General features: G+C 74.6%; 23 protein-coding genes and 1 riboswitch. Of the genes, 7 read left to right on the forward strand and 16 right to left on the reverse strand.

What is annotated here, in order from left to right; all coding sequences use genetic code 11:
- From ABZW14_RS27560 to ABZW14_RS27575, 4 genes are all read right to left on the reverse strand, one after another.
- On the reverse strand, positions 1–549 hold the full coding sequence (locus tag ABZW14_RS27560) for an RNA 2'-phosphotransferase (protein ID WP_355351793.1): 549 nt from the start codon (positions 547–549) through the stop codon (positions 1–3).
- 41 nt (positions 550–590) lie between these two features.
- The gene (locus ABZW14_RS27565; RefSeq protein WP_355351795.1) at positions 591–1658 is read right to left on the reverse strand and encodes a hypothetical protein; all 1068 of its coding nucleotides are present in this window, start codon (positions 1656–1658) and stop codon (positions 591–593) included.
- Between the two features lie 76 nt (positions 1659–1734).
- Entirely contained in the window at positions 1735–2784 is a 1050-nt protein-coding gene (locus ABZW14_RS27570) for an aldo/keto reductase (protein WP_355351797.1), read from the reverse strand.
- 79 nt (positions 2785–2863) lie between these two features.
- On the reverse strand, positions 2864–4807 hold the full coding sequence (locus ABZW14_RS27575; protein ID WP_355351799.1) for an ABC transporter ATP-binding protein: 1944 nt from the start codon (positions 4805–4807) through the stop codon (positions 2864–2866).
- Between the two features lie 249 nt (positions 4808–5056).
- Between ABZW14_RS27575 and pgi the strand changes: the two genes are divergently transcribed.
- Positions 5057–6691, forward strand: coding sequence for a glucose-6-phosphate isomerase (pgi, locus tag ABZW14_RS27580; protein ID WP_355351801.1), 1635 nt, complete (start codon positions 5057–5059; stop codon positions 6689–6691).
- A gap of 45 nt (positions 6692–6736) precedes the next feature.
- Here the strand turns inward: pgi and ABZW14_RS27585 are convergent, their stop codons facing one another.
- From ABZW14_RS27585 to ABZW14_RS27605, 5 genes are read right to left on the reverse strand one after another with little or no spacing between them, the layout of a single operon-like run.
- The gene (locus tag ABZW14_RS27585) at positions 6737–7147 is read right to left on the reverse strand and encodes a type II toxin-antitoxin system Phd/YefM family antitoxin (protein ID WP_355351803.1); all 411 of its coding nucleotides are present in this window, start codon (positions 7145–7147) and stop codon (positions 6737–6739) included.
- Between the two features lie 52 nt (positions 7148–7199).
- Positions 7200–7742: a GNAT family protein gene (locus tag ABZW14_RS27590; RefSeq protein WP_355351805.1), complete on the reverse strand. Its 543-nt coding sequence runs from the start codon at positions 7740–7742 to the stop codon at positions 7200–7202.
- A gap of 46 nt (positions 7743–7788) precedes the next feature.
- On the reverse strand, positions 7789–9510 hold the full coding sequence (locus tag ABZW14_RS27595; protein WP_355351807.1) for an acyl-CoA dehydrogenase family protein: 1722 nt from the start codon (positions 9508–9510) through the stop codon (positions 7789–7791).
- Positions 9507–10082, reverse strand: a complete 576-nt coding sequence (locus ABZW14_RS27600) for a PadR family transcriptional regulator (protein WP_355351809.1) — start codon at positions 10080–10082, stop codon at positions 9507–9509. The genes ABZW14_RS27595 and ABZW14_RS27600 overlap by 4 nt, the downstream gene beginning before the upstream one ends.
- Before the next feature lie 39 nt (positions 10083–10121).
- A complete protein-coding gene (locus ABZW14_RS27605) occupies positions 10122–11393 on the reverse strand; it encodes a hypothetical protein (protein WP_355351811.1) in 1272 nt (423 codons plus the stop codon).
- Between the two features lie 199 nt (positions 11394–11592).
- On the opposite strand from ABZW14_RS27605, the gene ABZW14_RS27610 reads away from it, so the two are divergent.
- The 6 genes from ABZW14_RS27610 to ABZW14_RS27635 all read left to right on the forward strand — a co-directional run bounded on the left by ABZW14_RS27610 (position 11593) and on the right by ABZW14_RS27635 (position 17186).
- Positions 11593–13068, forward strand: coding sequence for an NAD(P)/FAD-dependent oxidoreductase (locus ABZW14_RS27610; RefSeq protein WP_355351813.1), 1476 nt, complete (start codon positions 11593–11595; stop codon positions 13066–13068).
- Positions 13069–13136: 68 nt separating this feature from the next.
- A riboswitch (SAM riboswitch) is annotated at positions 13137–13247 on the forward strand.
- Positions 13248–13279: 32 nt separating this feature from the next.
- The gene (locus tag ABZW14_RS27615) at positions 13280–13411 is read left to right on the forward strand and encodes a hypothetical protein (RefSeq protein ID WP_255509826.1); all 132 of its coding nucleotides are present in this window, start codon (positions 13280–13282) and stop codon (positions 13409–13411) included.
- A gap of 103 nt (positions 13412–13514) precedes the next feature.
- On the forward strand, positions 13515–14372 hold the full coding sequence (locus tag ABZW14_RS27620) for an ABC transporter substrate-binding protein (RefSeq protein WP_355351815.1): 858 nt from the start codon (positions 13515–13517) through the stop codon (positions 14370–14372).
- A 53-nt stretch (positions 14373–14425) separates the two neighbouring features.
- Positions 14426–15205 (forward strand): amino acid ABC transporter permease, encoded by a 780-nt coding sequence (locus ABZW14_RS27625; RefSeq protein WP_355351817.1) that lies wholly within the window; start codon positions 14426–14428, stop codon positions 15203–15205.
- Positions 15202–15945 carry an amino acid ABC transporter ATP-binding protein gene (locus tag ABZW14_RS27630; RefSeq protein WP_355351819.1) on the forward strand — a complete coding sequence of 248 codons (744 nt, stop codon included), beginning with the start codon at positions 15202–15204 and terminating at the stop codon, positions 15943–15945. The genes ABZW14_RS27625 and ABZW14_RS27630 overlap by 4 nt, the downstream gene beginning before the upstream one ends.
- 128 nt (positions 15946–16073) lie before the next feature.
- On the forward strand, positions 16074–17186 hold the full coding sequence (locus ABZW14_RS27635) for an FUSC family protein (RefSeq protein WP_355351821.1): 1113 nt from the start codon (positions 16074–16076) through the stop codon (positions 17184–17186).
- 64 nt (positions 17187–17250) lie between these two features.
- Here the strand turns inward: ABZW14_RS27635 and ABZW14_RS27640 are convergent, their stop codons facing one another.
- The 7 genes from ABZW14_RS27640 to ABZW14_RS27670 all read right to left on the reverse strand — a co-directional run bounded on the left by ABZW14_RS27640 (position 17251) and on the right by ABZW14_RS27670 (position 22908).
- Positions 17251–17940, reverse strand: a complete 690-nt coding sequence (locus tag ABZW14_RS27640) for a dihydrofolate reductase family protein (protein WP_355351823.1) — start codon at positions 17938–17940, stop codon at positions 17251–17253.
- Positions 17937–18572, reverse strand: a complete 636-nt coding sequence (ribA, locus tag ABZW14_RS27645) for a GTP cyclohydrolase II (protein WP_355351825.1) — start codon at positions 18570–18572, stop codon at positions 17937–17939. The genes ABZW14_RS27640 and ribA overlap by 4 nt, the downstream gene beginning before the upstream one ends.
- Positions 18573–18640: 68 nt before the next feature.
- On the reverse strand, positions 18641–19624 hold the full coding sequence (locus tag ABZW14_RS27650) for a lysylphosphatidylglycerol synthase domain-containing protein (protein ID WP_355351827.1): 984 nt from the start codon (positions 19622–19624) through the stop codon (positions 18641–18643).
- 52 nt (positions 19625–19676) lie between these two features.
- Positions 19677–20489 carry an SAM-dependent methyltransferase gene (locus tag ABZW14_RS27655; protein ID WP_355351829.1) on the reverse strand — a complete coding sequence of 271 codons (813 nt, stop codon included), beginning with the start codon at positions 20487–20489 and terminating at the stop codon, positions 19677–19679.
- Positions 20486–21523, reverse strand: coding sequence for a glycosyltransferase family 4 protein (locus ABZW14_RS27660; protein ID WP_355351831.1), 1038 nt, complete (start codon positions 21521–21523; stop codon positions 20486–20488). Before ABZW14_RS27660 ends, ABZW14_RS27655 begins: the two co-directional genes overlap by 4 nt.
- A 4-nt stretch (positions 21524–21527) precedes the next feature.
- Complete coding sequence (locus ABZW14_RS27665; protein ID WP_355351833.1) at positions 21528–21926, reverse strand: 6-carboxytetrahydropterin synthase; 399 nt, start codon at positions 21924–21926, stop codon at positions 21528–21530.
- Between the two features lie 4 nt (positions 21927–21930).
- Complete coding sequence (locus ABZW14_RS27670; protein WP_355351835.1) at positions 21931–22908, reverse strand: dehydrogenase; 978 nt, start codon at positions 22906–22908, stop codon at positions 21931–21933.
- Positions 22909–22953 lie beyond the last annotated feature (45 nt).

Below are 22953 nucleotides of genomic sequence, written 5' to 3' on the forward strand. Positions count from 1 at the left end.
TCAGTCCACCGGCACCGTGAGGTAGGCGGGTGGGACCCTGTCGGTGAGCCAGACGCCGTTGGCGCTGCGGTAGAAGGCGTGGCCGCGGCCGGCCATCGCGGCGGCGTCGACGGTGAGGATCACCACGGCGCCGCCGCGCCGGGTGCCCACCCGGTGGGCGGTCTCCACGTCCGGGGAGAGGTGCACGTGGTGCCGGCGGCCCCGGTGCAGTCCCTCCGCCCGGATCGCGGGCAGGACGGCCTCGCTGGTGCCGTGGAAGAGCCGGTCCGGCGGGGTCGCCGGGGCCAGACCGAGCTCCACCGGGACGGAGTGGCCCTGGCTGGCCCGGATCCGGTCGACCCCGTCGGGTCCGCGTTCGACCGCGAAGCGCTGCTTGTCGTTGCCGGCCACCACGGCGTCCAGGTCGGCACGGGTGATCCGCAGCGCGGCGAGCAGGTCGGCGACCGGCACCCAACCGGCCCGGTCGAGCGTCAGGTGGAACCGGTCGGGGCGGTGGCGCAGCGCCAGGGACATCCGCTTGCTCACCCGGACCAGGTCACGATGATCCACGCCGACAGTCTGACCCACCGGACGGGTGGGGGCGAGGGATATCAGCGGGTGGCACCCGAGCCGGCGCGCACCATCAGCCCCGTCACGTCCACCACCTCGAAGTCGCTGCCGCGCAGGCCGCCGAGGGCGTGCAGCGCGTCGTTGTCCCAGCGCGGGTCGGGAGCGCCGGAGACGAACCAGGCCGAGCCGTGGTCGGCCACGATCAGCCCGTGGCGCTGCATCGCCTCGGCGACGATCCGGGCCTGCCGGGGCAGCCGGGACAGGTCCACCGATCGCTTGAGCCGCAGCCGCGGGCCGAGCTGCGGCAGCGCCGGGTCGGTGGCCGCCGAGGCGGAGTGGGTGGCCGGCCAGGTCCAGCCCGTGCGGGTACGCGGCACGGTCACCCGGAGGGCGTGGTCGATGTGGCCGGCGGCAACTTCGTCGTAGCGGACCAGACCGGCCAGGATGGACAGTCCGGCCGCGTCCGCGGAGGTCCGGCCCGCCGGGCGCAACCTGTTGGATCGCAGGTCGAAGACGGCGCCCGAGCCGGCCCGCCAGCCGGCGCCGGACCGGTGCGCGTCGAACAGCTCGTACGCGCGGCAGGCCGTCCGGTCCCAGACGATCACGTGCCGGTCGCCGGTGCCGTTCGGTCCACCCTCGACCGCCGCGTCCGGCGGGACCGGGTAGGGCCCCGGGTCGCTCTCGTCGGCGTACCCGAAGGTGACCGGCACCCGCCGCTGCCCGGCGGGGACGACGGTGACCGGGATGCCGATCGGCGCGCCCTCCCAGCGCCCGGAGCCGAAGTCGGCGTGCACCGTGGCCGAGCCGCCGATCGCGGCGATCATCGCCGCGGAGCGCGGGTGCACGGGCAGCCGGGAGACGTCGGCGTGCCAGACGTTGTCCGCCGGGAAGACCCGGCACGGTGCGGCGCCCGGGCTCGGCCGGCCGCCGAGCCCGGCCCGGGCGGCCGGGACGGGCGACGGGGCGACCGGCGGGACCGGAGCCGCGGTGACCCCGCCGGTGGGCGCCGGCGCGGCGGCCGGCGAGGCTGCCGGGTCGGAGCAGCCGGCGGCGAGCAGGACGAGCACGCCCGCGACGACGGCGGCGCGGCGAGCGGACGGACGGACCATTCCGCGCATCCTGCCCGAGGGCGCCGTCCGGAGACAACCGGTGACCCGGCCGCCTTCCCGACCGGATCCCAGGCGGTCAGGCGGCGGCGCGGTCGGCTTCCGGACGGCGCCGGCGGGCCGGGTCGGTGAGCACGGGCGGGGACCAGACGCCGTCCGGCTGGTAGAGGTTCGTGCCGGGCGGGACGATCTCGTCGATCCGGTCCAGCACCGCGTCGTCCAGCGCCAGCGCGGCCCCCTTGAGCAGCCCCTCCAGCTGCGTCATGGTGCGCGGCCCGAGGATCGCCGAGGTGACCGCCGGATGCGCCACGGTGAACGCGACCGCCAGCTCGGGCAGCGAGCAGCCGACCTCCTCGGCGAGCGCCACCAGTTCCTCGACGGCGGCGTACTTGGCGGCGTTGCCGGGCAGCGCCGGATCGAACCGGTCCGGGTTGCGCGCCGGCCGGCCGGCGGTGAGGTCGACGTCCGCGCCCTGCCGGTACTTCCCGGAGAGGAAGCCGGAGGCCAGCGGGGCCCACACCAGCACGCCCATGCCGTACCGCTGGCAGACCGGCAGGACCGCGCGCTCGATCCCGCGGGCCAGGATCGAGTACGGCGGCTGTTCGGTGCGGAAGCGGCCGAGCGCCCGCCGTTCCGCGACGTGCTGCGCCTCGACGATCTCCTCGGCCGGGAAGGTCGAGCAGCCGAACGCCCTGATCTTGCCGGCCCGGACCAGATCGGTGAGCGCCCCGAGGGTCTCCTCGACGTCCGTGCTGTGGTCGGGCCGGTGCACCTGGTAGAGGTCGATCCAGTCGGTGCCGAGGCGGCGCAGGCTGTCCTCGACCGCGCGCACGATCCACCGCCGCGAGTTCCCGCCCCGGTTGGGCCCCTCCCCCATCGGGAAGTGCACCTTGGTGGCCAGGACCACGTCGTCGCGCCGCCCCCGCAGCGCCTTGCCGACGATCACCTCCGACTCGCCCGCCGAGTACATGTCGGCGGTGTCCACGAAGTTGATGCCCCGGTCGAGGGCGGCATGGACGATCCGGGCGCAGTCGTCGTGGTCGGGATTGCCGACGGCGCCGAACATCATGGTGCCGAGACAGTGGACGCTGACCTGGATGCCGGTGCCGCCGAGGACGCGGTAACGCATGCGGGCTCCCTTGGGGTGACGCCGCGCTGACCGGGCGGCGGCCGGTGCGGTCACCGTAGGAGTTCGAGTGCACTGGAGGTCAACGCTCGGCCGCGGCCTCCCCGGTCTGCGCGAGGTAGCCGGCCGCCTGGAGGCCGAACAGCTCCCGGTAGAGCCCCTCCTGGGCCATCAGCTCGTCGTGGTCGCCCTGCTGCACGATCCGGCCGTGGTCCAGCACGAAAATCCGGTCGGCGTGCCGGACGTTGGCCAGCCGGTGGGTGATGAGCACCACGGCCCGGTCGGGGTGCCGCCGCAGGTGCTGGAACAGGGCGTGCTCGGCCCGCGCGTCGAGGGCCGCCGACGGCTCGTCGCAGATCAGCAGGCGGGCGTCACGGTAGAGGCCGCGAGCGGCCACGAGCCGCTGCCACTGCCCGCCGGAGAGGTCCTGGCCGTCCTTGAACTGCCGGTCGAGCAGCGTGTCGTAGCCGAACGGCAGCTCGGTGATCATGTCGTGCGCGGCGGCGTCCCGGGCGGCGTCCTCGATGCCCGGCCCGGGCCGGTCGGCGGGCCGGTCGTGCCGGCCGACCCGGATGTTCTGCCGGGCGGTGAACGGAAACTTCGACCAGTCCTGACTCATCACCGCCACCTGGGCGGCGGTCTGGCGCGGGTCCAGCTCGGCGGCGTCCACGCCGTCCCACCGGATCACGCCGGCGCTCGGCCGGTAGAGGCCGGCCACGAGCTTGGCCAGCGTGGTCTTGCCGGAGCCGTTCTCACCCACCAGCGCGATCACCTCGCCGCGGCGGACGGTCAGGCTGACCTCGTCCACGGCCGGCGTCTCCGTGTCGGGGTAGCGGAGGCTGACCCCGTCGAGCTCGATCCGGTCGAAGCCGTCGACCGGCCGCGTGCCGCCGGTCGGCACCCGCTGCCGCGCCCGGTCGAGGAAGTCGCGGTAGTCCTGGTAGTAGAGCGCGTCCTCGTAGAGCGAGTTGGTGGCGAAGACGGCGGTCCGTAGACCGGCCCGGGCCGACTGCAGCGCGAGCAGGGCGGTGGCCGCGGCGGCGAGGGCGACCACGCCGTTCAGCAGCAGCCCGCCGAGGACCGCGTAGAGCCCGAAGGCGGCGACCCCGGTGGCCGACAGGCCGACCGCGCGGGTCGCCGTCTGCGACCGGGCCAGGCGCAGCTCGGCGCGGGTCTCCAGGCTGACCACGCGGTGGAACTCGGCCAGCAGGAACTCCCGCATCTGGTAGGCGCGGACCTCGCCGGCGGTGTGCCGGTCGGCCATCAGGTCGCCGAGCATGAACTTGCGTCGCCGGCGGGTGATCCGGGCCAGCCAGTCGGAGTGCTGGCGGCGGGCCATCCGCACGGCGGTCACGGCCTCGGGCGCGGCGGCGACCAGCAGGCAGGGCAACAGCAGCGGATGGATCACCGTGACGGCCGCGGCGGTGGCCGCCACGCCGACCACGCCGGTGACCAGGTTGACCGTGTCGTTCACGATGGCCCCGGCCTCGGCCAGGCCCCGGTCGCGGGCCCGCACCATCTCCTCGGCGAACCCGGCGTCGTCAAAGGCGGCCAGCTCGACCGCCGAGGTGGTCTCGAAGAGCCGCAGCTCCACCGCGTAGTTGATCTGCGGGATGAGCCGCGCCTGCGCCCAGCCCGCGGCGACGGTGAGGGCGCCGCGGACGGTGACCGCCGCTGCCGCCAGCGCCAGGGCGGGCAACGCCGCGCGGATCCGGTCGGGCGTGGGACCGGCGGCGAAGAGCTGGTGCAGCACCCCCGTCGTGGCGAGCAGGCCCAGCGTGGTGAGCACGCCGGCGGCGACGTTGAGCCCGATCGAGGCGAGCGTGTCCCGCCGGCTGGTCGCCCAGGCCAGGGCAACGGCCTCGCGGACCAGGGCGGGCAGCCGGCGGGCCACCGCCCAGAAGCCGGTGTGGGCCAACTCCGTGGCCCGGTGCATCCAGTGCGGGTCTTCCAGCTCCGGCAGCGCCGGTCCGTCCGCCGGCTCGTCCTGCTCGGACGGCGGACGCGGGCCGATCACCGTGGTCATGGCACCTCCTCGGCGGCGCGGGCAGCATCGGAGCTTACTTTCCGCAGTCGGCCACTGTCTGCCGGTGATCGGCGTGTCGAACACCCGTCCCAAAGGCGTGTCGCGGCGGCGGATCCCCGCTCCCGAGGGGTGGGCGATGTCGGGTCGCGTCGCGCGTACCCGTTCCGGGTGGCAGGCTGGTGGGGTCGCCGGCAGCGGGGCGACGCCGGCCCCGCCGGCAGACCCGTCGTGAAGGAGAAGATCGACCCGATGGCTGTGGACGTGACCACCACGGACGAATGGCAGGCCCTGCGCAAGCACGCCGAGGCGATGCGCGGCACGCACCTGCGGGAGCTGTTCGACGCGGATGGGCAACGGGGCGAACGGCTCACCGGCGAACTCGCCGACCTGTACGTCGACTACAGCAAGAACCTCGTCACCGACGAGACGCTGAGCCTGCTGACCGCGCTCGCCGACCGCGTCCGGCTGACCGACCGGATCGCCGCCATGTTCGCCGGGGAGCACATCAACTCCACCGAGGACCGGGCCGTGCTGCACACCGCCCTGCGCCTGCCCCGCGACGCGTCGCTCACCGTGGACGGCCAGGACGTCGTCGCCGACGTGCACGCCGTGCTGGACCGGATGTCGGCCTTCGCCGAGCGGGTCCGCTCCGGCGCCTGGCGGGGCCACACCGGCGAGCGGATCAGCACCGTGGTCAACATCGGCATCGGCGGCTCGGACCTCGGGCCGGTGATGGCGTACGAGGCGCTGAAGGCGTACCGGGACGCGGGGATCAGCTGCCGGTTCGTGTCCAACATCGACCCGACCGACATCCACGACAAGACCGCCGACCTGGACCCGGCCAGCACGCTGTTCGTGGTGGTCTCGAAGACGTTCTCCACGCAGGAGACCCTGGCCAACGCCGACCAGGCCCGCCGGTGGCTGCTCGCCGGGCTGGACGCCGACGACAGCGCCGTGGCCCGGCACTTCGTCGCGGTCAGCACCAACGAGCAGCGGGTCCGCGACTTCGGCATCGACCCGGAGAACATGTTCGGCTTCTGGGACTGGGTGGGCGGGCGCTACTCGCTGCCCTCGGCGGTCGGCCTGTCGGTGATGCTGGCGGTCGGGCCGCAGCGGTTCCGGGAGCTGCTGGCCGGCTACCACGCCGTGGACGAGCACTTCCGGACCGCGCCGGTCGCGCGCAACGTGCCGGCGCTGCTCGGCCTGCTCAACGTCTGGTACACCGACTTCCTCGGCGCGGAGACCCACGCGGTGCTGCCGTACGCGCAGTATCTGCACCGGTTCCCCGCCTATCTCCAGCAGCTCACCATGGAGAGCAACGGCAAGTCGGTGACGCGGGACGGCCGCCCGGTCACCTGCCCGACCGGGGAGATCTTCTGGGGCGAGCCGGGCACCAACGGCCAGCACGCCTTCTATCAGCTCATCCACCAGGGCACCCGGCTGATCCCGGCCGACTTCATCGCGTTCAGCCAGCCCAACCACGACCTGGGCGACATGCACGATCTGTTCATGTCGAACTTCTTCGCGCAGACCGCCGCGCTGGCCTTCGGCCGCACGAAGGAGCAGGTCGAGGCCGAGGGCACCGCGCCCGAGGTGGTGCCGCACCGGGTGATGCCGGGCAACCACCCGACCACGTCGATCATCGCGCCGAAGCTGACTCCGGCGACGCTGGGCCAGCTCATCGCCCTCTACGAGCACATCGTCTTCACCGAGGCCGCGGTCTGGGACATCAACGCCTTCGACCAGTGGGGCGTGGAGCTGGGCAAGGTGATGGCCAACCAGCTCGCGCCGAAGCTCACCGGTGCCGGGCCGGACCTCGGCGACGTGGACTCGTCGACCGCCACGCTGATCCGCCGCTACCGGGGGCAGCGCGGCCGGGACTGACGGCCGCCCGCGACCTCCGGCCCGAGGTGGCCGGAGGTCGCGGGGTCAGCCGCGCAGCAGGTCGGCGTGAGCGGCGCGGAGCCGGGCCAGCGCGGGATCGCCGGCCGGGGCGCGGCGATCCAGCTCGGCCCACGCCTCGGTGAGGGCGTCGGTGAGGGTGCGCAGCTCGGCGGCGTGCCGCCGGCTGCTCTGCCGGTGCAGCTCCTCAAGCCGCCGGGACCAACCGGCGCTGATCGCGGCGATCCGGTCGGCGTCGGCCCGGGCCTGCGCCGCGGTGCGCGCCGCCGCGGCGGGCACGATCGCGGCGATCGGGCGAGGATCGCCGTCTCGGGTCACGACGGTCACGGTGTCGGTCAGCTCGGCGAGGGAGACGAGCTGAGTGAGCCGGGTGCGGACCTCGCGCAGCGGCAGGGCGCGCGGCTGGGGGGACCGGTCGGCCAGTGCGGGGACAGCCATGGACACATGTTGACGTCCGGGTACGACAGTTCCCGCGCCGCCCGCACAGCGGTCAGGCGGTCCACTCCGGCGCGAGCACCGACCACACCTCCATGTCGGCGCGGCCGGTCGGAGTCGGCGCGGCCCCGCGCAGCACCCCGTCGCGGCGCATGCCGAGCCGCCGCGCCACCGCGATGCTGCGGTCGTTGCCGGCCTTGGTCACCCACTCGACGCGGTGGATGCCCCGCTCCCGGACCGCCCAGTCGATGATCACGCGGGCGGCGCGGGTGACCAGCCCCTGCCCCTCGGCGCCCGCTTCCAGCCAGCAGCCGGCCTCGCAGACCCCGGTGGTGGTGCTCAGCGACACGAACAGCACGCCGCCGACCAGGGTGCCGCGCTGCCAGATGCCCCAGATCCCGCCGTCGTCGCGGGCCCACCGGTCGGCGTAGTTCTGAAGGACCCGGCGGGCGGAGGCCGCGTCGGTGGCCACGAAGGACGCGCCCACCCAGGGGGCGATGTGCTCCCGGCAGCGGTCGAGGTTGGCGAGGAACTCGTCGGCGTGCCACGGCATCAGCGGGCGCAGCTCGGCGTCGTCGGTCAGAGGAAGGGCGAACACCCGAGCAACCTACCGGGTGGGGCACCGGGAGCGCCCCGCGCCATGGTCAGGGGTTCATCTCGTACGCGCCGGAGAGGGCGACCACCCGCTGAAAGACCCGGGCGGTGCGTCCGGCGTCGACGACCGGGCGCCGGAGGTGGGCGAGCGCCCAGGCTGCCTGCGCGTCGGTGGTGGCCGCCTTGCCGTGCAGTTCGGTGGCGTAGCCGGAGAAGTCCCGGACGAACAGGTCGAAGATCTCGTCCAGCAGGTCGGCGTCGAGACCGGTCAGCTCGGCCTGCTCCAGGATGAGCTGCCCGTAGACGACCAGGGCGAAGAGCTGGCCGACGGTGAGCAGGAAGTCCAGGTCCCGCTGCTGGGCCTCGTCCGGGGCGTGCGCGGCGAGCAGCGCGACCAGCCCGTCGGCCTGCTCGCGGAACCGGGCCACGTTGGGCACGTGGGCGTGCGCGTCGTAGGCGGTGCGCCAGTCGTGGAAGCGGATCGCGCCGAGGCCCCGGGCCGGGCCCTGGGCGAAGAGGAACTCGTCGTCGGCCGGGTCCCGGCGGGTCGGCACGGGCGGGTGCGCGGCCGGCCGGAACAGGTAGTTGGGCATGAACTTGAGGATCAGCGCCAGGTTGACGTGCACCGTCCCCTCCAGCTTCGGCAGGCCGCGGATGTCCTTGGCGGCCTTGTCGAAGTAGGTGTCGGCCTCGAAGCCCCTGGCGGCGATCACGTCCCAGAGCAGGTCGACGACCTTCTCGCCCTCGGTGGTGACCTTCATCTTGGTCATCGGGTTGAACAGCAGGTAGCGCCGGTCGTCCGGGCCGGCCGAGCGGAAGTAGTCGACGGCCCGGTCGCTGAACAGCTTCATGGCCACCAGGCGGGCGTACGCGTCGGTCAGCTCGCGGCGCACGTGCGGGAAGTCGGTGACCCGCCGGCCGTAGAGGATCCGCTCGTGGGCGTGGGTGACGGCCTCGTACATGGCGTGCTCGCAGATGCCGATCGACGCGGTGCAGAGGTTGAACTTGCCGACGTTGACCGTGTTGAGCGCGGCGTCGAAGGCGGCCGGACCGGTGTGCAGCACGTCCTCGGCGCGCACCGGGTAGTCCTCCAGGCGGAACTCGCTGACGTACATCTGCGCGTTGACCACGTTGCGGACCAGCCGGTACGCGGGGTGCCGGCTGTCGGCGGCGAAGAAGACGTACCCGTCGGGGCCCTCGACGTCGGCGCGGCGGCCGAAGACGGAGACCAGCCCGGCGACGTTGCCGTTGCCGATGTAGTACTTGCCGCCGGTGGCCCGGAAGCCGCCGTCCCCGTCGGGGGTGAGCAGCAGGTCGGTGGAGTAGATGTCGGCGCCGTGCGGCCGCTCGGAGAGGCCGAACGCCATCACGTGCCCCTCGTCGAGCAGCGCGGCGGCGCGGGCGCGGGCGGCGGCGTTGCCGCTCTGCCAGACCGGCCCGAGGCCGAGCACGGTGACCTGCCAGGTGTACCAGTAGCCGAGGCCGTAGAAGCCGAGGATCTCGCTGAGCGCGGCGTTGCGGGCGGTGTCCCACCGCTTGTCCGGGTCGCCGCCGCCGTCGGCGGCCGGGGTGAGGAAGGTGGCGAAGAGCCTTTCCTTGGCGGCGAAGTCGAGGAAGTCGGCGTACCACTCGCGGTGGTTGTAGCTGTCCACCAGGGCCCGCTTGCCCCGGGACTCGAACCAGTCGACGGTGGTGCGCAGCAGCCGGCGGGAGGTCTCGTCGAGGTGGGCGGGGTCGTAGCGGTGCGGGTGGAACAGCAGCGGGTCGGTCACGGGTTCGCCTTCCTGGAGGTGGCGGGGTCGAGGTCGCGCAGGGTGTCGAGGACGTCGTCGAGCCAGGCCAGCACCATCCGCTCGTACGCGATGCCGCCGCGCAGGACGACGTGCTGGAGGGCCGCGCGGGCGTCCCGCGCCGCGGGATCGGGGAAGTCGCGGCGCTCGCCGGCCAGGTAGCCGGCGAGGGTGCTCTCGTGGTCGGCGCGGTAGCGCTCGACCTCGGCGACCAGTGCGGCGCGACCGGCCGCGTCGTCGAAGGCGGCGCCGCGGATCTTGACGGCCAGCTCGTGCCGGACCGCCTCGGGCTGCACCGGAGCACGCAGCCAGGTGACCAGGGCGGACCGCCCGGCGGGGGTCACCGACCAGACCTTCTTGTCCGGCAGGCCCTCCTGGCCGATCTCCTCGGCGGTGAGCCAGTCGTCGTGCTCCATGCGCTTGAGGACGCGGTAGATCTGCTGGTGGGTGGCGGTCCAGAAGCGGCCGATCGAGCGGTCGAAGCGCCGGGCCAGCTCGTAGCCGGAGGCGGGCTGCTCCAGGAGCGAGACGAGGATGGCGTGCTCCAGCGACATGCCGGCCATCATGCTATGCAACGAGTTGCATAGCAAGCCTCAGATGATCAGGTGGGTCCAGTAGGTCAGCCAGACGGCGAACAGCGCACCCTGGAGCAGCGCCAGCCCGGCGGTGAGCCAGCCGTCGAGGCCCGGCCGGCGGGCCCAGCGGGCCAGCACCAGCGCCACCGGGAACGCGGCCAGCAGGTAGCGCAGCAGGCTCTTGTAGACCGGCGGGCCCATCGACAGCGGCACCAGGACCACGATCACCGTGTACACCAGGTACGGCCAGTCGGCCCGGCGGCGCAGCCCCACGATCGCCACGAGCAGCATCGCCACGGCGATCCAGACCCGGAACGCGTTGGCCGAGTTGTCGCCGACGAGCGCCGACCCGGCCACCCCGAGCGGGTTCTGCACCCTGATCCCCCAGCCCTTCTCCTGGGCGTGCTGGTAGGCGAACCAGTCACCGCCCTGCCAGCGGCAGAACGCCATGAAGGTCAGCCAGCCGGCCGGAACCAGCAGCAGCGGCCAGCCCTGCCGCAGGTAGCGCGCGAGGCTGCGCGGGTCGAGACGCCAGCCGTGCTGGCGCAGCAGCACCAGGGCGAGCGGGATCACCACCACGAAGCCGACCGAGCGGCTCAGGGCCAGGAAGTAGCCGACGATCCCGACCACCAGCCAGCGACGCTGCTCGGCGTACCAGAACGCCGCCAGGGCGAGACAGACGAAGAGCGACTCGGTGAGGGCGGCCTGGAACAGGAACGCCGTCGGCAGGAGCAGCAGGTACCGCACGGCCCGGCGGCCGTCCGCGGCCGCCTCCCCCGGGCCGTCGGCGCCGAGCAGCCGGCCCCCCAGCCGGTACGCGAGGTAGAGCTGGAACAGCAGCGCCACGTTGGCGACCAGCAGCAGCGCCCAGGCGGTGTGCCCGCCGAGCAGCGGCGCGAGGGGCCGGGCCAGGAACGGGTAGAGCAGCGGGAAGCCGAAGTCGTGCCACGGCCGGTCCAGCGGCACCCGGGCCAGAGTGTCGTAGAGAAACGAGTCCCAGGCGAACCAGAGCGAGAACCAGCGGTGCGACGAGATGTGGTCCTGCTGGGTCCGCATCAGCGTCTCGTCGGCGGGTGGCGCGCCGGGCACCCCGTCCCAGGCGGTCAGCACCAGCACGCCGAGCAGGCTGAGCACGACCTTCGAGCCGGCGAAGACGGCGAGCACGAAGCCCCAGGGCGCGGGGAGCCGCGCGGCCAGCCGCCGGCCCGCCAACGCCAGCCGGGCCGGCACATCCGTCCACCGCGCCCCGGCGGGGCGGCCGGTCGCCCCGGCCCGCCGCTCGTCGCCCATCCCGCTCCCACCGGTCGCCCCCGCGACCGACCCCCGGACCGGGAAACCGTCCCCGCATCCCCGTTCCGTCCCGGCTCACACCCGCCCGGCCCCGAACGGGTGACCCGGAAGTGGCGAATCGCGGGCTCAGGTGAGTCGGCGGGCAGGACGGGTAAGGGCGCTGCCGCATCGGCAGGCTGCAGCGGGGGGCGCGGACGGCATGGGTGACGGCAACGGGACCGTGGTCATCGGGGCGGGGCCCGCGGGGCTGACCGCCGCGTACGAACTGCTCGGGCACGGCGAGGAGGTCCGCGTCTACGAGGCCGACGACGTGGTCGGCGGGATCAGCCGCACCGTGGAGCGGGACGGCTGGCGGTTCGACATCGGCGGGCACCGGTTCTTCACGAAGGTCTCCCGCGTGGAGGACTTCTGGCACGAGATCCTGCCCGACGAGGACTTCCTGCTCCGGCCGCGGATGAGCCGCATCTACTACCGGGGCGCGCTCTACGACTACCCGCTCAACGCCGGCAACGCCCTGCGCAACCTCGGCCTCCTGGAGGCGCTGCGCTGCGTCGGGTCGTACGGGCGGGCCCGGCTGCGCCCGCCGAAGGACCAGTCGCACTTCGAGGGGTGGGTGTCGGCCCGGTTCGGCTGGCGGCTCTACTCGATCTTCTTCAAGACGTACACGGAGAAGGTCTGGGGCATGCCGGCCGACCAGTTGCAGGCCGACTGGGCCGCCCAGCGGATCAAGAACCTGTCGCTGTCCACCGCGGTGCTCAACGCGCTGCTGCCCAAGCGCAACCGCAAGGACGTGACCAGCCTGATCGAGGAGTTCCAGTACCCCAAGCACGGCCCCGGGATGATGTGGGAGCGCTGCACCGAGGAGGTGGAGAAACGCGGCGGAACGGTCCGCACCGGCACCTGGGTGAGCGAGGTGCACCGGGACCCGGCGCGGCGGCGGGCCACCGCCGTCACGGTGTCCGACGGCGACGGCGAGCGCACCGAGCCGGCCGACCACGTGATCTCCTCGATGCCGATCTCCGCCCTGGTGCGGGCCATGCGCCCCGAGGCGCCGCCGGAGGTCCGGGCCGCCGCCGACGACCTGCGCTACCGGGACTTCCTGACCGTCGCGCTGGTGGTGCCCGAGGAGTTCTCCTTCCCGGACAACTGGATCTACGTGCACGACCCGGCCGCCAAGGTGGGCCGCATCCAGAACTTCGGTTCCTGGTCGCCGTACCTCGTCAAGGACGGGCGGACCTGCCTCGGGCTGGAGTACTTCGTGTTCGAGAACGACGAGATGTGGCGGACCCCGGACGCGGACCTGGTCGCCTTCGCCACCGCCGAGCTGGAGCGGCTCGGCCTGGTGCGCCCCGGCTGCGTGGAGGCCGGCTACGTGGTCCGGATGCCGAAGGCGTACCCGGTCTACGACGAGCGCTACCAGCGCAACGTGGACGTGATCCGGGACTGGCTGGCCCGGGAGGTGCCGAACGTGCACCCGGTGGGGCGCAACGGGATGCACCGCTACAACAACGCCGACCACTCGATGCTCACCGCGATGCTGACCGCCGAGAACATCGCCCACGGCGCCGACCACGACGTCTGGACGGTCAACGTCGAGCAGGACTACCACGAGCAGCGGACGCCGTCGCGGCACGGCACCGGCCGGGACGCCCCGGTCATGCCGGCCCGCCGGTAAGGCGCGGGCGTGAGCGTGGTCATAACGGCTGGACGACCGGGGCGGCGCTGCTGCTAGCCTTCTCGGCAGGTCATGAGCGCCAGCGCCAAGCCCCGGCTCGCTGGCCGGCAACCCTCCTCCGCGGTGGGGTGCCCCGGGTGAGGACCAGGCACCGGCAGCCGCCGGTGCAAGCGTGGCCTGGTACCCAGGTCATCACCGACCAGAGGGAACCATGTCTGCTCAGCTCCGCACCCCGCCCGCCGACGGCATCGCCTACCCGGCGCGTTTCGCGCTGGTCAAGCGGCGCCACGTCGACCTGATGCGGGTGTGCAGCGACGCCTGTCGCCGCGCCGACGCGCGCTGAGCGCCACTCCCCCTCCTTTTCCGCACCATCCCCTCCGGCTCGCCCGCACCGGGCGCGCCGTCGGCGGCGTGCGCCCACGCCGCCCCGGACCCTGGAGACACCTGTGCGATTCCGTTCCGCCCTGACCCGCGCCGCCGCGCTCGGCGCCGCCGCCGTGCTCGCCGCCACCGCCCTCACCGCCTGCGGCGACGACGCCTCCACCACCGAGGCAGCCAACCCGTACGGCCTGCTCCAGGCCGGCGTGCTGCGGGCCGGCACGCTCACCGACGCCCCGCCGAACGTCTACCTGAAGGACGGCAAGTTCACCGGCTTCGACAACGACCTGCTCACCGCGGTCGCCGCCAAGGCCGGCCTCAAGGTGGAGTTCGTGGGCACCGACTTCTCCGCCCTGCTCTCCCAGGTCAACAACCACAAGTTCGACGTGGGCAGCTCCTCGATCACCATCACCGAGGCCCGGAAGAAGACCGTCGACTTCGGCAACGGCTACGACTTCGGCTACTTCGGCCTCGACGTGCCGGCCGGCTCCTCCATCGGCGGCTTCGACCAGCTCGCCGGCAAGCGGGTGGTGGTCGTGCAGGGCACCGTGCAGGACGACTACGCCACCCGGGAGAACCTGAACCCGGTGCGCGTGCCCGACTACAACGGCGCGATCAACCAGCTCAAGGCCGGCACCGCCGACGCCTGGATCGCCCCGGCCGAGATCGGCGACACGTCGGCCGCGGACAGCGGCGGCAAGATCAAGGTGGCCGCGAAGCAGCTCAGCCCGGCCCCCACCGCGTACGCCGTGGCCAAGGGCAACGACAAGCTGCGCGAGGCGCTGAACAAGGCCCTCGACGAGGTGATCGCCGACGGCACCTGGAGCAAGCTCCAGGCGCAGTACTACCCGGGCCGGCCGATCCCGGCCGACTTCAAGCCGGGCAGCGGCACGGTCGCCGTGCCGTCGCCGTCGGCGGCCTCCTGACCGGGAACGACTGAAACGCCGGAACGACGAGGACGAGCGGGGCGGACGGAGACATGGATCCACTGAGCACCCTGTGGGAGACCTTCTTCGACTGGGACGCCATGCGCGAGGCGCTGCCCGAGATGGTGACCGTCGGGCTGCCCAACACGCTGCTCCTGGCGGTCTCCGCCGCCCTGCTCGGCTCGGTGCTGGGCATGCTGCTGGCCGTCGCGGGCATCTCGCGTACCCGCTGGTTGCGGTGGCCGGCGCGGGTCTACACCGACGTGTTCCGCGGCCTGCCGGCGGCGGCGACCATCCTGCTCATCGGCGTCGGCCTGGCGCCGCTCGGCATGCAGGTGTGGGGCCCGAACCCCTACCCGCTGGGCGTGCTGGCGCTGTCGCTGATCGCCGCCGCCTACATCGGCGAGATCTTCCGGGCCGGCATTCAGAGCGTGGAGGCCGCCCAGCTGGAGGGGGCCCGGGCGCTCGGCTTCTCCTGGGGTGAGGCGATGCGGCTGGTCATCGTCCCCCAGGGCGTACGCCGGGTGCTGCCCGCCTGGGTCAACCAGCTCATCGCGCTGATCAAGGACTCCAGCCTGGTCTACTTCCTCGGCCTGGTGGCCAGCCAGCGGGAGCTGTTCCGGATCGGCCAGGACTACGCGGCCACCACCGGCAACGAGTCCGCGCTGCTGCTGGCCGGCCTGTTCTACCTGGTGCTGACCGTGCCGCTGACCCACGCGGTCAACTGGATCGACCGCCGGCTGCGGCAGGGCCGGGCGGTGGCCGCTCCCGACCTCGACGTCGAGCTCGACCCCGCCGGCGCGCCGGCGTCGGCCGGAAAGGACCCCCGATGAGCACCGCCACCGCCACCTCGGTCAGCCTGGCCGTCCGCGACGTGCATCTGGCCTTCGGGGAGCACCAGGTGCTGCGCGGCGCCGACCTGGACGTGGCCCGGGGCGGGACGGCCTGCGTGATCGGCCCGTCCGGCTCCGGCAAGTCCACCCTGCTGCGGACGATCAACCGGCTCCTCGAACCGGACCGGGGTGACGTGCTGCTGGACGGGCGCAGCGTGCTGGGCGACGACCCAGACGCTCTGCGCCAGCGGATCGGCATGGTGTTCCAGCAGTTCAACCTGTTCCCCCACATGACCGTGCTGCGCAACCTCACCCTCGCGTTGCGCAAGCTCAAGAAGCTCTCCGAGGACGAGGCGGCGCAGGTCGCCCGCGACCAGCTCGACCTGGTCGGGCTGGCCCACAAGGCCGATGCCCGGCCGGCGCAGCTCTCCGGCGGGCAGCAGCAGCGGGTGGCCATCGCCCGGGCCCTCGCCCTGCGCCCCCAGGTGATGCTCTTCGACGAGGCCACCTCGGCGCTCGACCCGGAGCTGGTCAAGGGTGTGCTCGGGGTGATGGCCGACCTCTCGGCCGCCGGCATGACGATGGTGGTGGTCACCCACGAGATGGGCTTCGCCCGCGAGGTGGCCGACACGGTGGCGTTCATGGATCGCGGCGTCGTGCTGGAGGCCGGCCCGCCGGCTGCCGTCTTCGAGGCGCCGGAGCACCCGCGCCTGCGCCGCTTCCTGTCCCAGGTGCTCTGACCCGGGCCGCCCGGGGTCGTCGCCGGAGTGGACGGTCCGGTTACGACGATCAGCATCGTGGGTAGGAGCCCGTACGGCCGGAGCGGAGAGTCCGTGGGTGCACCGGTCCGTGTGGGAGGACGGCGCCGGTGCGCAACTGGTGGAAGGCCGCCGTGGGGCGGCTGCGACAGGCGTGGGTGCCGGTGGTGGAGGGCGCGCTCGCCGCGACCGTCGCCTGGCTGATCGCCGCGCGGCTGATCGGCCATCCGGACCCGTTCTTCGCGCCGAGCGCGGCGCTGATCGTGCTCGGCGAGTCGCGGGGCCAGCGGGTACGGCAGACCATCGAGCTGGTGCTCGGGGTGGCCGGCGGGGTGCTCGTCGCCGACCTCGTGGTGCACGCCCTCGGCCCCGGCACGGCGACCATGCTCCTCGTCCTGCTGCTCACCCTCGGCGGCACGGTGGCGGCCGGGGCGAGCAGCACGCTGGTCATCCAGACCACGGTCTCCGCGCTCTACCTGGTGGTGGTCGCCGCGCCGAAGGGCGAGTTCACCCCGTTCCGGTTCGTCGACGCGCTGATCGGCGGGGCGGTCGCCCTCGCCGCGAGCCAGCTCGTGGTGGCCCGGGACCCGCTGGCCCCGCTGGTCGCCGAGGCCCGCCGGACGTACGCCGACCTCGCCGACCTGCTCGACCGGGTGAACGCCGCGCTGGAGCGCTGCGACGCGGAGGCCGCCCAGGCGGCGCTGGACCGGGCCCGGGAGCTGGACGGCTGCGTGGAACGCCTGGGGTCCGCGGTGCGGGCGTGCGCCGAGACGCTGCGGCTGCGGGTCCGCCGCCGCCGGCACCTCGGCCAGCTCGAACAGGTCGAGGCGACCGTCCGGCAGCTCGACTACGCGGCCCGTGACATCCGGGTGCTGGCACGCAACGGGGCCGCCCTGGCCCGGCTGCACACCGCCACCCCGCCCGAGCTGGGCGCGGCGATCCGCTCCCTCGCCGAGGCGGTACGCGCCGCCGGCGCGGCCCTGGCCACCGACCTCACCGGCCAGGACGCCGGCCGGCACGTCACCCGGGCCGACGAGGCCGCGCTGGACGCGGTCCGGATCGGCGCCGAGCTGCTGGCGTCCGACCCGCCGCTGCCCGTGGTCATGATCGTCGGGCAGATCCGGGCCACCGCGATCGACCTGCTGCGCGGGGTCGGCGAGGACGGCGCGGCCGTGCTCAACCGGGTCGACGAGGCGCTCGGCCTGCCGGCACCGGCGTCCTGACCGCCCGGCGGCCCGTCGCCGAAGCGGCGGCGCGGCCCGGACCGCACCGAGACCCGGCGCCCGGCTACCCGTCGCAGCGGTCGGAGAGGGCGTAGCGGGTGAGCACCACGTCGCCGATCTGGCGTGCCTCGACGACCCGGGCCCGCCGGCCCGGATGCCACGGGAAGCGGCCGTCCTCGACGAACCGGGGCGCGCGGCGGTCGCCCACGAAGAACGGCGCGACCACCAGGTGCAGCTCGTCGGCGACACCGGCGGTGAGGAACTGGCCGTGCAGGCTCCCCCCGCCCTCCACCATGAGCCGGCCGACGCCCCGCCCGGCCAGGTCGGCCAGGACCGCCTCGGGGGTGACCGGGTCGCCCGCGTCGACCACGGTGGCCACCGCGCCGACCTGCTCCCGGGTCTTGTCCGCCACGCCGGTCGGGCAGTAGACCAGCTTCGCCCCGTCGCCCATCGTGAAGAACCGGGCGGCCGGGTCGAGGTCGCCGCTGGCCGTCACCGTCACCTTGACGGGGCACGGCGGCAGGCCGCGGGCCACCCGCTCGGCCCGCCGCCGCTCGCTGCGCACCAGCAGCCGCGGATCGTCGCGGCGGACCGTGGCCGCGCCCACCATGATCGCGTCACAGCCGGCCCGCACGGCGTCGATCCGGTCCAGGTCGGCGTCGTTGGACAGCAGCAGGCGCTCGGCGGTGGCGTCGTCGATGTAGCCGTCGATCGACATCGCGCAGCTGAGCAGCACGTACGGGCGGCTGGTCACGGCACGAACGGCAGGTCGAGGGCATGGTCGGCGCGGGTCACCTTGGCCGCCAGGTAGCCCGCGTTCGCCGGGGACAGGTGCACGCCGGTGAGCACCCGGTCGGCCACCGTGACGCCCAGCCGCTCCAGCTGGGCGGCCTTGTCCGGGTTGTTGCTGAGCAGGGCCACCCGGGTCACGCCCAGCGCGGCGAGCATCTGCGCGGCCACCGTGTAGTCGCGCTCGTCGGGGCCCCGGCCGAGCGCCACGTTCGCCTCGTAGGTGTCCAGCCCCCCGTCCTGGAGGGCGTACGCGTCGAGCTTGGCGTAGAGGCCGATGCCCCGGCCCTCCTGGCGCAGGTAGAGCAGGTAGCCGCCGGCGTCGGCGATCCGCTCGACCGCCTCGCGCAGCTGAGGGCCGCAGTCGCAGCGCTGGCTGCCGAACACGTCTCCGGTCAGGCACTCGCTGTGCGGGCGGACCAGCGGTGGCGAGGTGTCCGGGTCGCGCCGCTCCCCGAGCCCGATGGCGAGGTGCTCACGGCCGTCGACCAGGCCGTGGAAGGAGTGCACCCGGGCGGTGGTCACGTAGCCGTCCGGAAACCGCATGGGGACCGTGACCTGGGTCCGGACCGTCGCGGTGGGCAGGGTTTCGTCCATGCTTCTCCTCAGTCCGGGCTGCCGGGCGGGCCGGCAACGCACACCTCGCACCCTCACCGTAGGCGGGATCACCGACAGTCGCCGGGCTCCGGAGCCGGACGGCGGCGGCGGCGGACCAGCAGCACCGCGGCGCCCGGCAGGCTGGCCACCAGGACCAGCGCCCCGTACACCGTGCCGGTGGCGACGCCCTGGGCGGCGCTGAGGCCGGCCGCGGCGAACGCCCAGGCGGCGACCCCCTCGCGCGGCCCGAACCCGCCCACGTTGGTCGGCAGCCCCATGGCGAGCAGCGCCAGCAGGGTCAGCGGCACCAGCCGGGACAGCGGCGCGTCGGCGCCCGCGGTGCGGGCCGCCACCACGAAGGTGGCCAGGTGGCCGGCGACCACCACGGCCGAGGCCGTCACCACGCCCAGCCAGGTGCGCCGGGCGAGCAGCCCGGCCCGGACGTCGCCGACCGCGGTACGCGCCGCGCGCGCCCAGCGGGAGGCCCCGGAGCGGGGCACGGCGCGGGCGGCCACCGCCAGCGTCAGCGCGACGGCCGCCAGCCCGGCCGCCACCGCCGGCAGGTACGGCCGGACCGGGGACGGCAGCGCCGCCAGCACGGCCACCGCGATGACCAGCTGGACCACCTGACCGGCCGTGCGCTCCCACACCACGGCGCGGACGCCCCGGGCCACGTCCCCGGCGTCCCGGCCGTGCCGGACCGCGCGGTGCACGTCGCCGAGCACCCCGCCGGGCAGGGTGGAGTTGAGGAAGACCGCCCGGTAGCAGTGCGCGACGGCGGACCGCAGCGGCAGCCGTACGCCCAGCCCGCCGGCGACCAGCGACCAGCGCCAGGCGCAGCAGAGGGTGGTGACCGCGCCGATGCCGAGCGCGGCGGCGAGCGCCGGCGCGTCGATCAGCCGCAGCCCGGCCAGGAACGGGCCGGTGCCCACCGACCAGACCAGCGCGGCGAGCACCGCGAGACCGGCGAGCGGCCGGGCCCAGGCCCAGAACGACCGGGCGGGCGCGGGCGCGGCGGCCGGGACGGGCCCGGCGACGGCGGCGTGTGACAAGAGCGGTCCTCCCTCGGTCCATCCGTTGTCACGTGCCGCGGGCCGATCCGGTTCACCCGGCGAGCAGGTCGGCGTGGTGCAGCACCACCCGCAGCCGGCCGTCCGCCGACTCGGCGAGCCGCCGCTCCCGGTACGCCCCGGCCACGCCGGCCAGTTCCGGCCGCTCCTCGACGGCCGCGTCGAGCCAGCCGGCCAGCCACTCCGCGGTCAGCGCGGCCTGCTCGGGGCCGAGGCGCCACGGGCTGGGCCGGACCCGCACCGGAACGCCGCGGCGGCGGAAGGCCGCCACGGTGGCGTCCACGGCGTCCGGGCCGAGCAGGGCGCGGCCGTCGGCCGTCCGCCGCTGGTGGGCGTTGAACGCGGCCTCGAACTCGGCGTCGAGCGGGTCGGAGGGGGTGAACCGCACCCGGCCGACCACGGTGATCGCGAACAGGGTGGGGTGGCCGGCGCAGGCCGCCACGATCCGCTCGACCTCCGCGGCCGTGAGCATGTCCAGCAGCGCGGAGGCGGTGACCAGGTGCGCGTCGGCCAGGTCCGCGGCGCCCAACCGGGTGATGTCGGAGTCCCGGGTCAGCACGGTGACCGGGCTGCCGTCGGCGGCGGCGACCCCTCCGGCGGCGGCGAGCGCCAGCAGGTCGGCGTCCCGCTCGTGCAGCACCCAGTGCTGCGGGCCGGGCAGCCGCGGGGCGAGCCAGCGGGCCATCGAGCCGGTCCCGCTGCCCAGGTCATGCACGATCAGCGGCCGGTCGGCGGGCAGCCCGTGGCGGACGGCGTCGAGCAGTTCGGACGAGCGGGCCGCCGCGTCGGCGGGTTCGCGCAGCCGCAGCCAGTCGGCGAAGTCGGGAGGAAGGAGCGAGGTCGTCATGCCGCCGTGGCCTCCTTGAGGGCCGCGGCCAGCCGGTCCGCGGTGACCGGCCAGCCGCTGAGGGTGTCCCGCCGCTGCCGGGCGGCGCGGCGCAGCCGGTCCCGCAGGTCCGGGTCGGTGAGCCAGCGGCGCAGCGCGCCGGCCAGCGCGGCCGGGTCCGCCGGGGGCACCAGCAGGCCGGGGCGGCCGCCGTCCGGGGCGTGCCCGAGCGTGGCGGGCAGGCCGCCGGTGTCGCTGGCCAGCACGGGTACGCCCCGCGCGAGCGCCTCGGTGACCACCATCCCGTAGGTCTCCCGGCGGGACGGCAGCACCAGCAGGTCGGCGGCGGCGTACGCGGCGGCCAGGTCGTCCCCGGTCAGCGGGCCCGCCAGCCGGACCCGGCCGGCGAGACCGCTGCCGGCGAGCTGCCGGCGCAGCCGCGCCACGAACTCCGGGTCGCGGGTGAGCGGGCCGACCCACGCGCAGGTCCAGGGCAGGTCGGCGACCCGGGCCAGGGCGGCGGCGAGCACGTCCTGCCCCTTGAGCGGGGTGACCGCCGCGACGCAGAGCAGCCGCCGGCCGGCCGGCGACCCGGGGACGACCGGCGCGGGGTCCACCCCGGGCGGGGCGACCCGCACCCGCCCGGCGGCGAGCCGGTAGCGGTCCAGCAGCCGGCGGCGGGTCCACTCGCTGGTGGCGACCACCGCCGTCGCCGCCGCGAGGGCCCGGCCCTCGGCCTCGTCCTCCCGCGGCAGGTGCACCAGCACCACGAGGCGCAGCCGCCCGGCGTGCGGGGCCAGCACCTCGGGCACGGTCGAGGCGACCAGCCCGTCGAGCAGCACGGCCGTGCCGTCGGGCAGCGCGGACAGCACCCCGGCCAGCGCGGCCCGGTCCGCCGCATCCGGGTACGGCCAGCCGCCCGGCACCGGGTGTTCCCGCACCGTCCAGCCGAGCGCGGCCAGGCCGTGGCAGGCCCGGCGGTCGTACCCGTTGCCGCCGCTGGGGCTCGCCGGGTCGTCGATGTCGCCCGGCAGCACCACGTGCACGACCGTCATCCGGTCACAGCGACCGCTCGTAGCTCGCCCAGGCGACGTGCGACTCGTGCAGGGTGACGGTGATCCCCGCCAGGCCACGCGCCCCCTCGCCGAGCCGCCCGGCGTGCACCGCCTCGGCCAGCCGGTCGGCCACCGTCCGGGCCAGCACCTCGGTGGTGGTGTTCACCCCGGCGAAGTCCGGCTCGTCGTCCAGGTTGCGGTAGGTGAGCGCGCCGAGCACGGCCCTGAGCTGCTCGGTGGCCAGGCCGATGTCGACCACGATCCCGTCGGCGTCCAGCTCCGGGCGACGGAAGGTGGCGTCGACGACGAAGGTCGCGCCGTGCAGCCGCTGGGCCGGGCCGAACACCTCGCCGCGGAAGCTGTGGGCGACCATCATGTGGTCCCGGACGGTGACGCTGAACAAGAGATCACTCCTCGTCGTAGGTGATGAGGTGGCAGAGCGCGGAGAGCCGGCCGGAGGCGAGCCGGTCCAGCACGTCGGGCAGGTCGGCGAAGCGGGACCGGCCGGTGAGCAGGGCGTCGAACGCCGGGTCGGCGAGCAGGTCCAGGGCCACCGCCAGCCGGTCGGCATAGCTACGGTCGGCGCGCCGCGGCGACACGGTGCCGACCTGGCTGCTGCGGATGCCCAGCCGCTTCGAGTGGAACGCCCCGCCCAGGGCGAGGGTGACCGGGCGGTCGCCGTACCAGCTCAGCTCCAGCACGCTGCGGTCCGGGCGGAGCAGCTCCAGGGACCGCTGCAACCCCTCGGCGGTGGCGCTGGCGTGCACCACCAGGTCCCGGTCGCCGGTCGCGTCGGCGGGCAGCGCGAAGTCGACGCCGAGCGCCGCCGCCACCGACGCGCGGGCCGGGTCGGCGTCGACCAGCTCCACCCGGACCCCGGGGAAGCGGGCCAGCACGGCGGCCACGCAGCAGCCGACCATGCCGCCGCCGACCACGGTGACCCGGTCGCCGACCAGCGGCGCGGCGTCCCAGAGCGCGTTCACCGCGGTCTCCACGGTGCCGGCCAGCACCGCGCGGGCCGCGGGAACCTGCTCGGGTACGACCACCACGGCGTCGGCCGGCACCACGTACGCGGTCTGGTGCGGGTGCAGGCAGAAGACGGTACGCCCGCGCAGCTCCGCCGGGCCCGCCTCGACGGTGCCGACGCTCAGGTAGCCGTACTTCACCGGGGCCGGGAAGTCGCCCTCCTGAAACGGGGCGCGCATGGTGTCGTGCTGGTCGGCGGGGACCCGGCCGGTGAAGACAAGGGTCTCGGTGCCCCGGCTGACTCCGGAGTAGCGGGCACGGACCAGCACCTCGCCGGGGCCGGGCGGGGCGAGCGCGACCGGGCGGAGCTCACCCTCGCCGGGGGCGCGGAGCCAGAAGGCGCGGGCCGCACCGGTCACGAAATCTTCTCCTTCCCGCATCCGGACCGAACCGGACGGCCGATT

The organism is Micromonospora sp. NPDC004551 (assembly GCF_040609975.1).
Taxonomy (GTDB): Bacteria; Actinomycetota; Actinomycetes; order Mycobacteriales; family Micromonosporaceae; genus Micromonospora.

What these genes read in the sequence shown, in the direction of transcription:
- ABZW14_RS27655 (WP_355351829.1), bottom strand. Translation starts at nt 20,489, where the DNA reads ATGACGACCTCGCTCCTTCCTCCCGACTTCGCCGACTGGCTGCGGCTG.
- ABZW14_RS27625 (WP_355351817.1), top strand. Translation starts at nt 14,426, where the DNA reads ATGGATCCACTGAGCACCCTGTGGGAGACCTTCTTCGACTGGGACGCC.
- ABZW14_RS27610 (WP_355351813.1), top strand. Translation starts at nt 11,593, where the DNA reads ATGGGTGACGGCAACGGGACCGTGGTCATCGGGGCGGGGCCCGCGGGG.
- ABZW14_RS27585 (WP_355351803.1), bottom strand. Translation starts at nt 7,147, where the DNA reads ATGGCTGTCCCCGCACTGGCCGACCGGTCCCCCCAGCCGCGCGCCCTG.
- pgi (WP_355351801.1), top strand. Translation starts at nt 5,057, where the DNA reads ATGGCTGTGGACGTGACCACCACGGACGAATGGCAGGCCCTGCGCAAG.
- ABZW14_RS27630 (WP_355351819.1), top strand. Translation starts at nt 15,202, where the DNA reads ATGAGCACCGCCACCGCCACCTCGGTCAGCCTGGCCGTCCGCGACGTG.
- ABZW14_RS27615 (WP_255509826.1), top strand. Translation starts at nt 13,280, where the DNA reads ATGTCTGCTCAGCTCCGCACCCCGCCCGCCGACGGCATCGCCTACCCG.
- ABZW14_RS27575 (WP_355351799.1), bottom strand. Translation starts at nt 4,807, where the DNA reads ATGACCACGGTGATCGGCCCGCGTCCGCCGTCCGAGCAGGACGAGCCG.
- ribA (WP_355351825.1), bottom strand. Translation starts at nt 18,572, where the DNA reads ATGGACGAAACCCTGCCCACCGCGACGGTCCGGACCCAGGTCACGGTC.
- ABZW14_RS27605 (WP_355351811.1), bottom strand. Translation starts at nt 11,393, where the DNA reads ATGGGCGACGAGCGGCGGGCCGGGGCGACCGGCCGCCCCGCCGGGGCG.
- ABZW14_RS27565 (WP_355351795.1), bottom strand. Translation starts at nt 1,658, where the DNA reads ATGGTCCGTCCGTCCGCTCGCCGCGCCGCCGTCGTCGCGGGCGTGCTC.
- ABZW14_RS27600 (WP_355351809.1), bottom strand. Translation starts at nt 10,082, where the DNA reads ATGTCGCTGGAGCACGCCATCCTCGTCTCGCTCCTGGAGCAGCCCGCC.
- ABZW14_RS27660 (WP_355351831.1), bottom strand. Translation starts at nt 21,523, where the DNA reads ATGACGGTCGTGCACGTGGTGCTGCCGGGCGACATCGACGACCCGGCG.
- ABZW14_RS27570 (WP_355351797.1), bottom strand. Translation starts at nt 2,784, where the DNA reads ATGCGTTACCGCGTCCTCGGCGGCACCGGCATCCAGGTCAGCGTCCAC.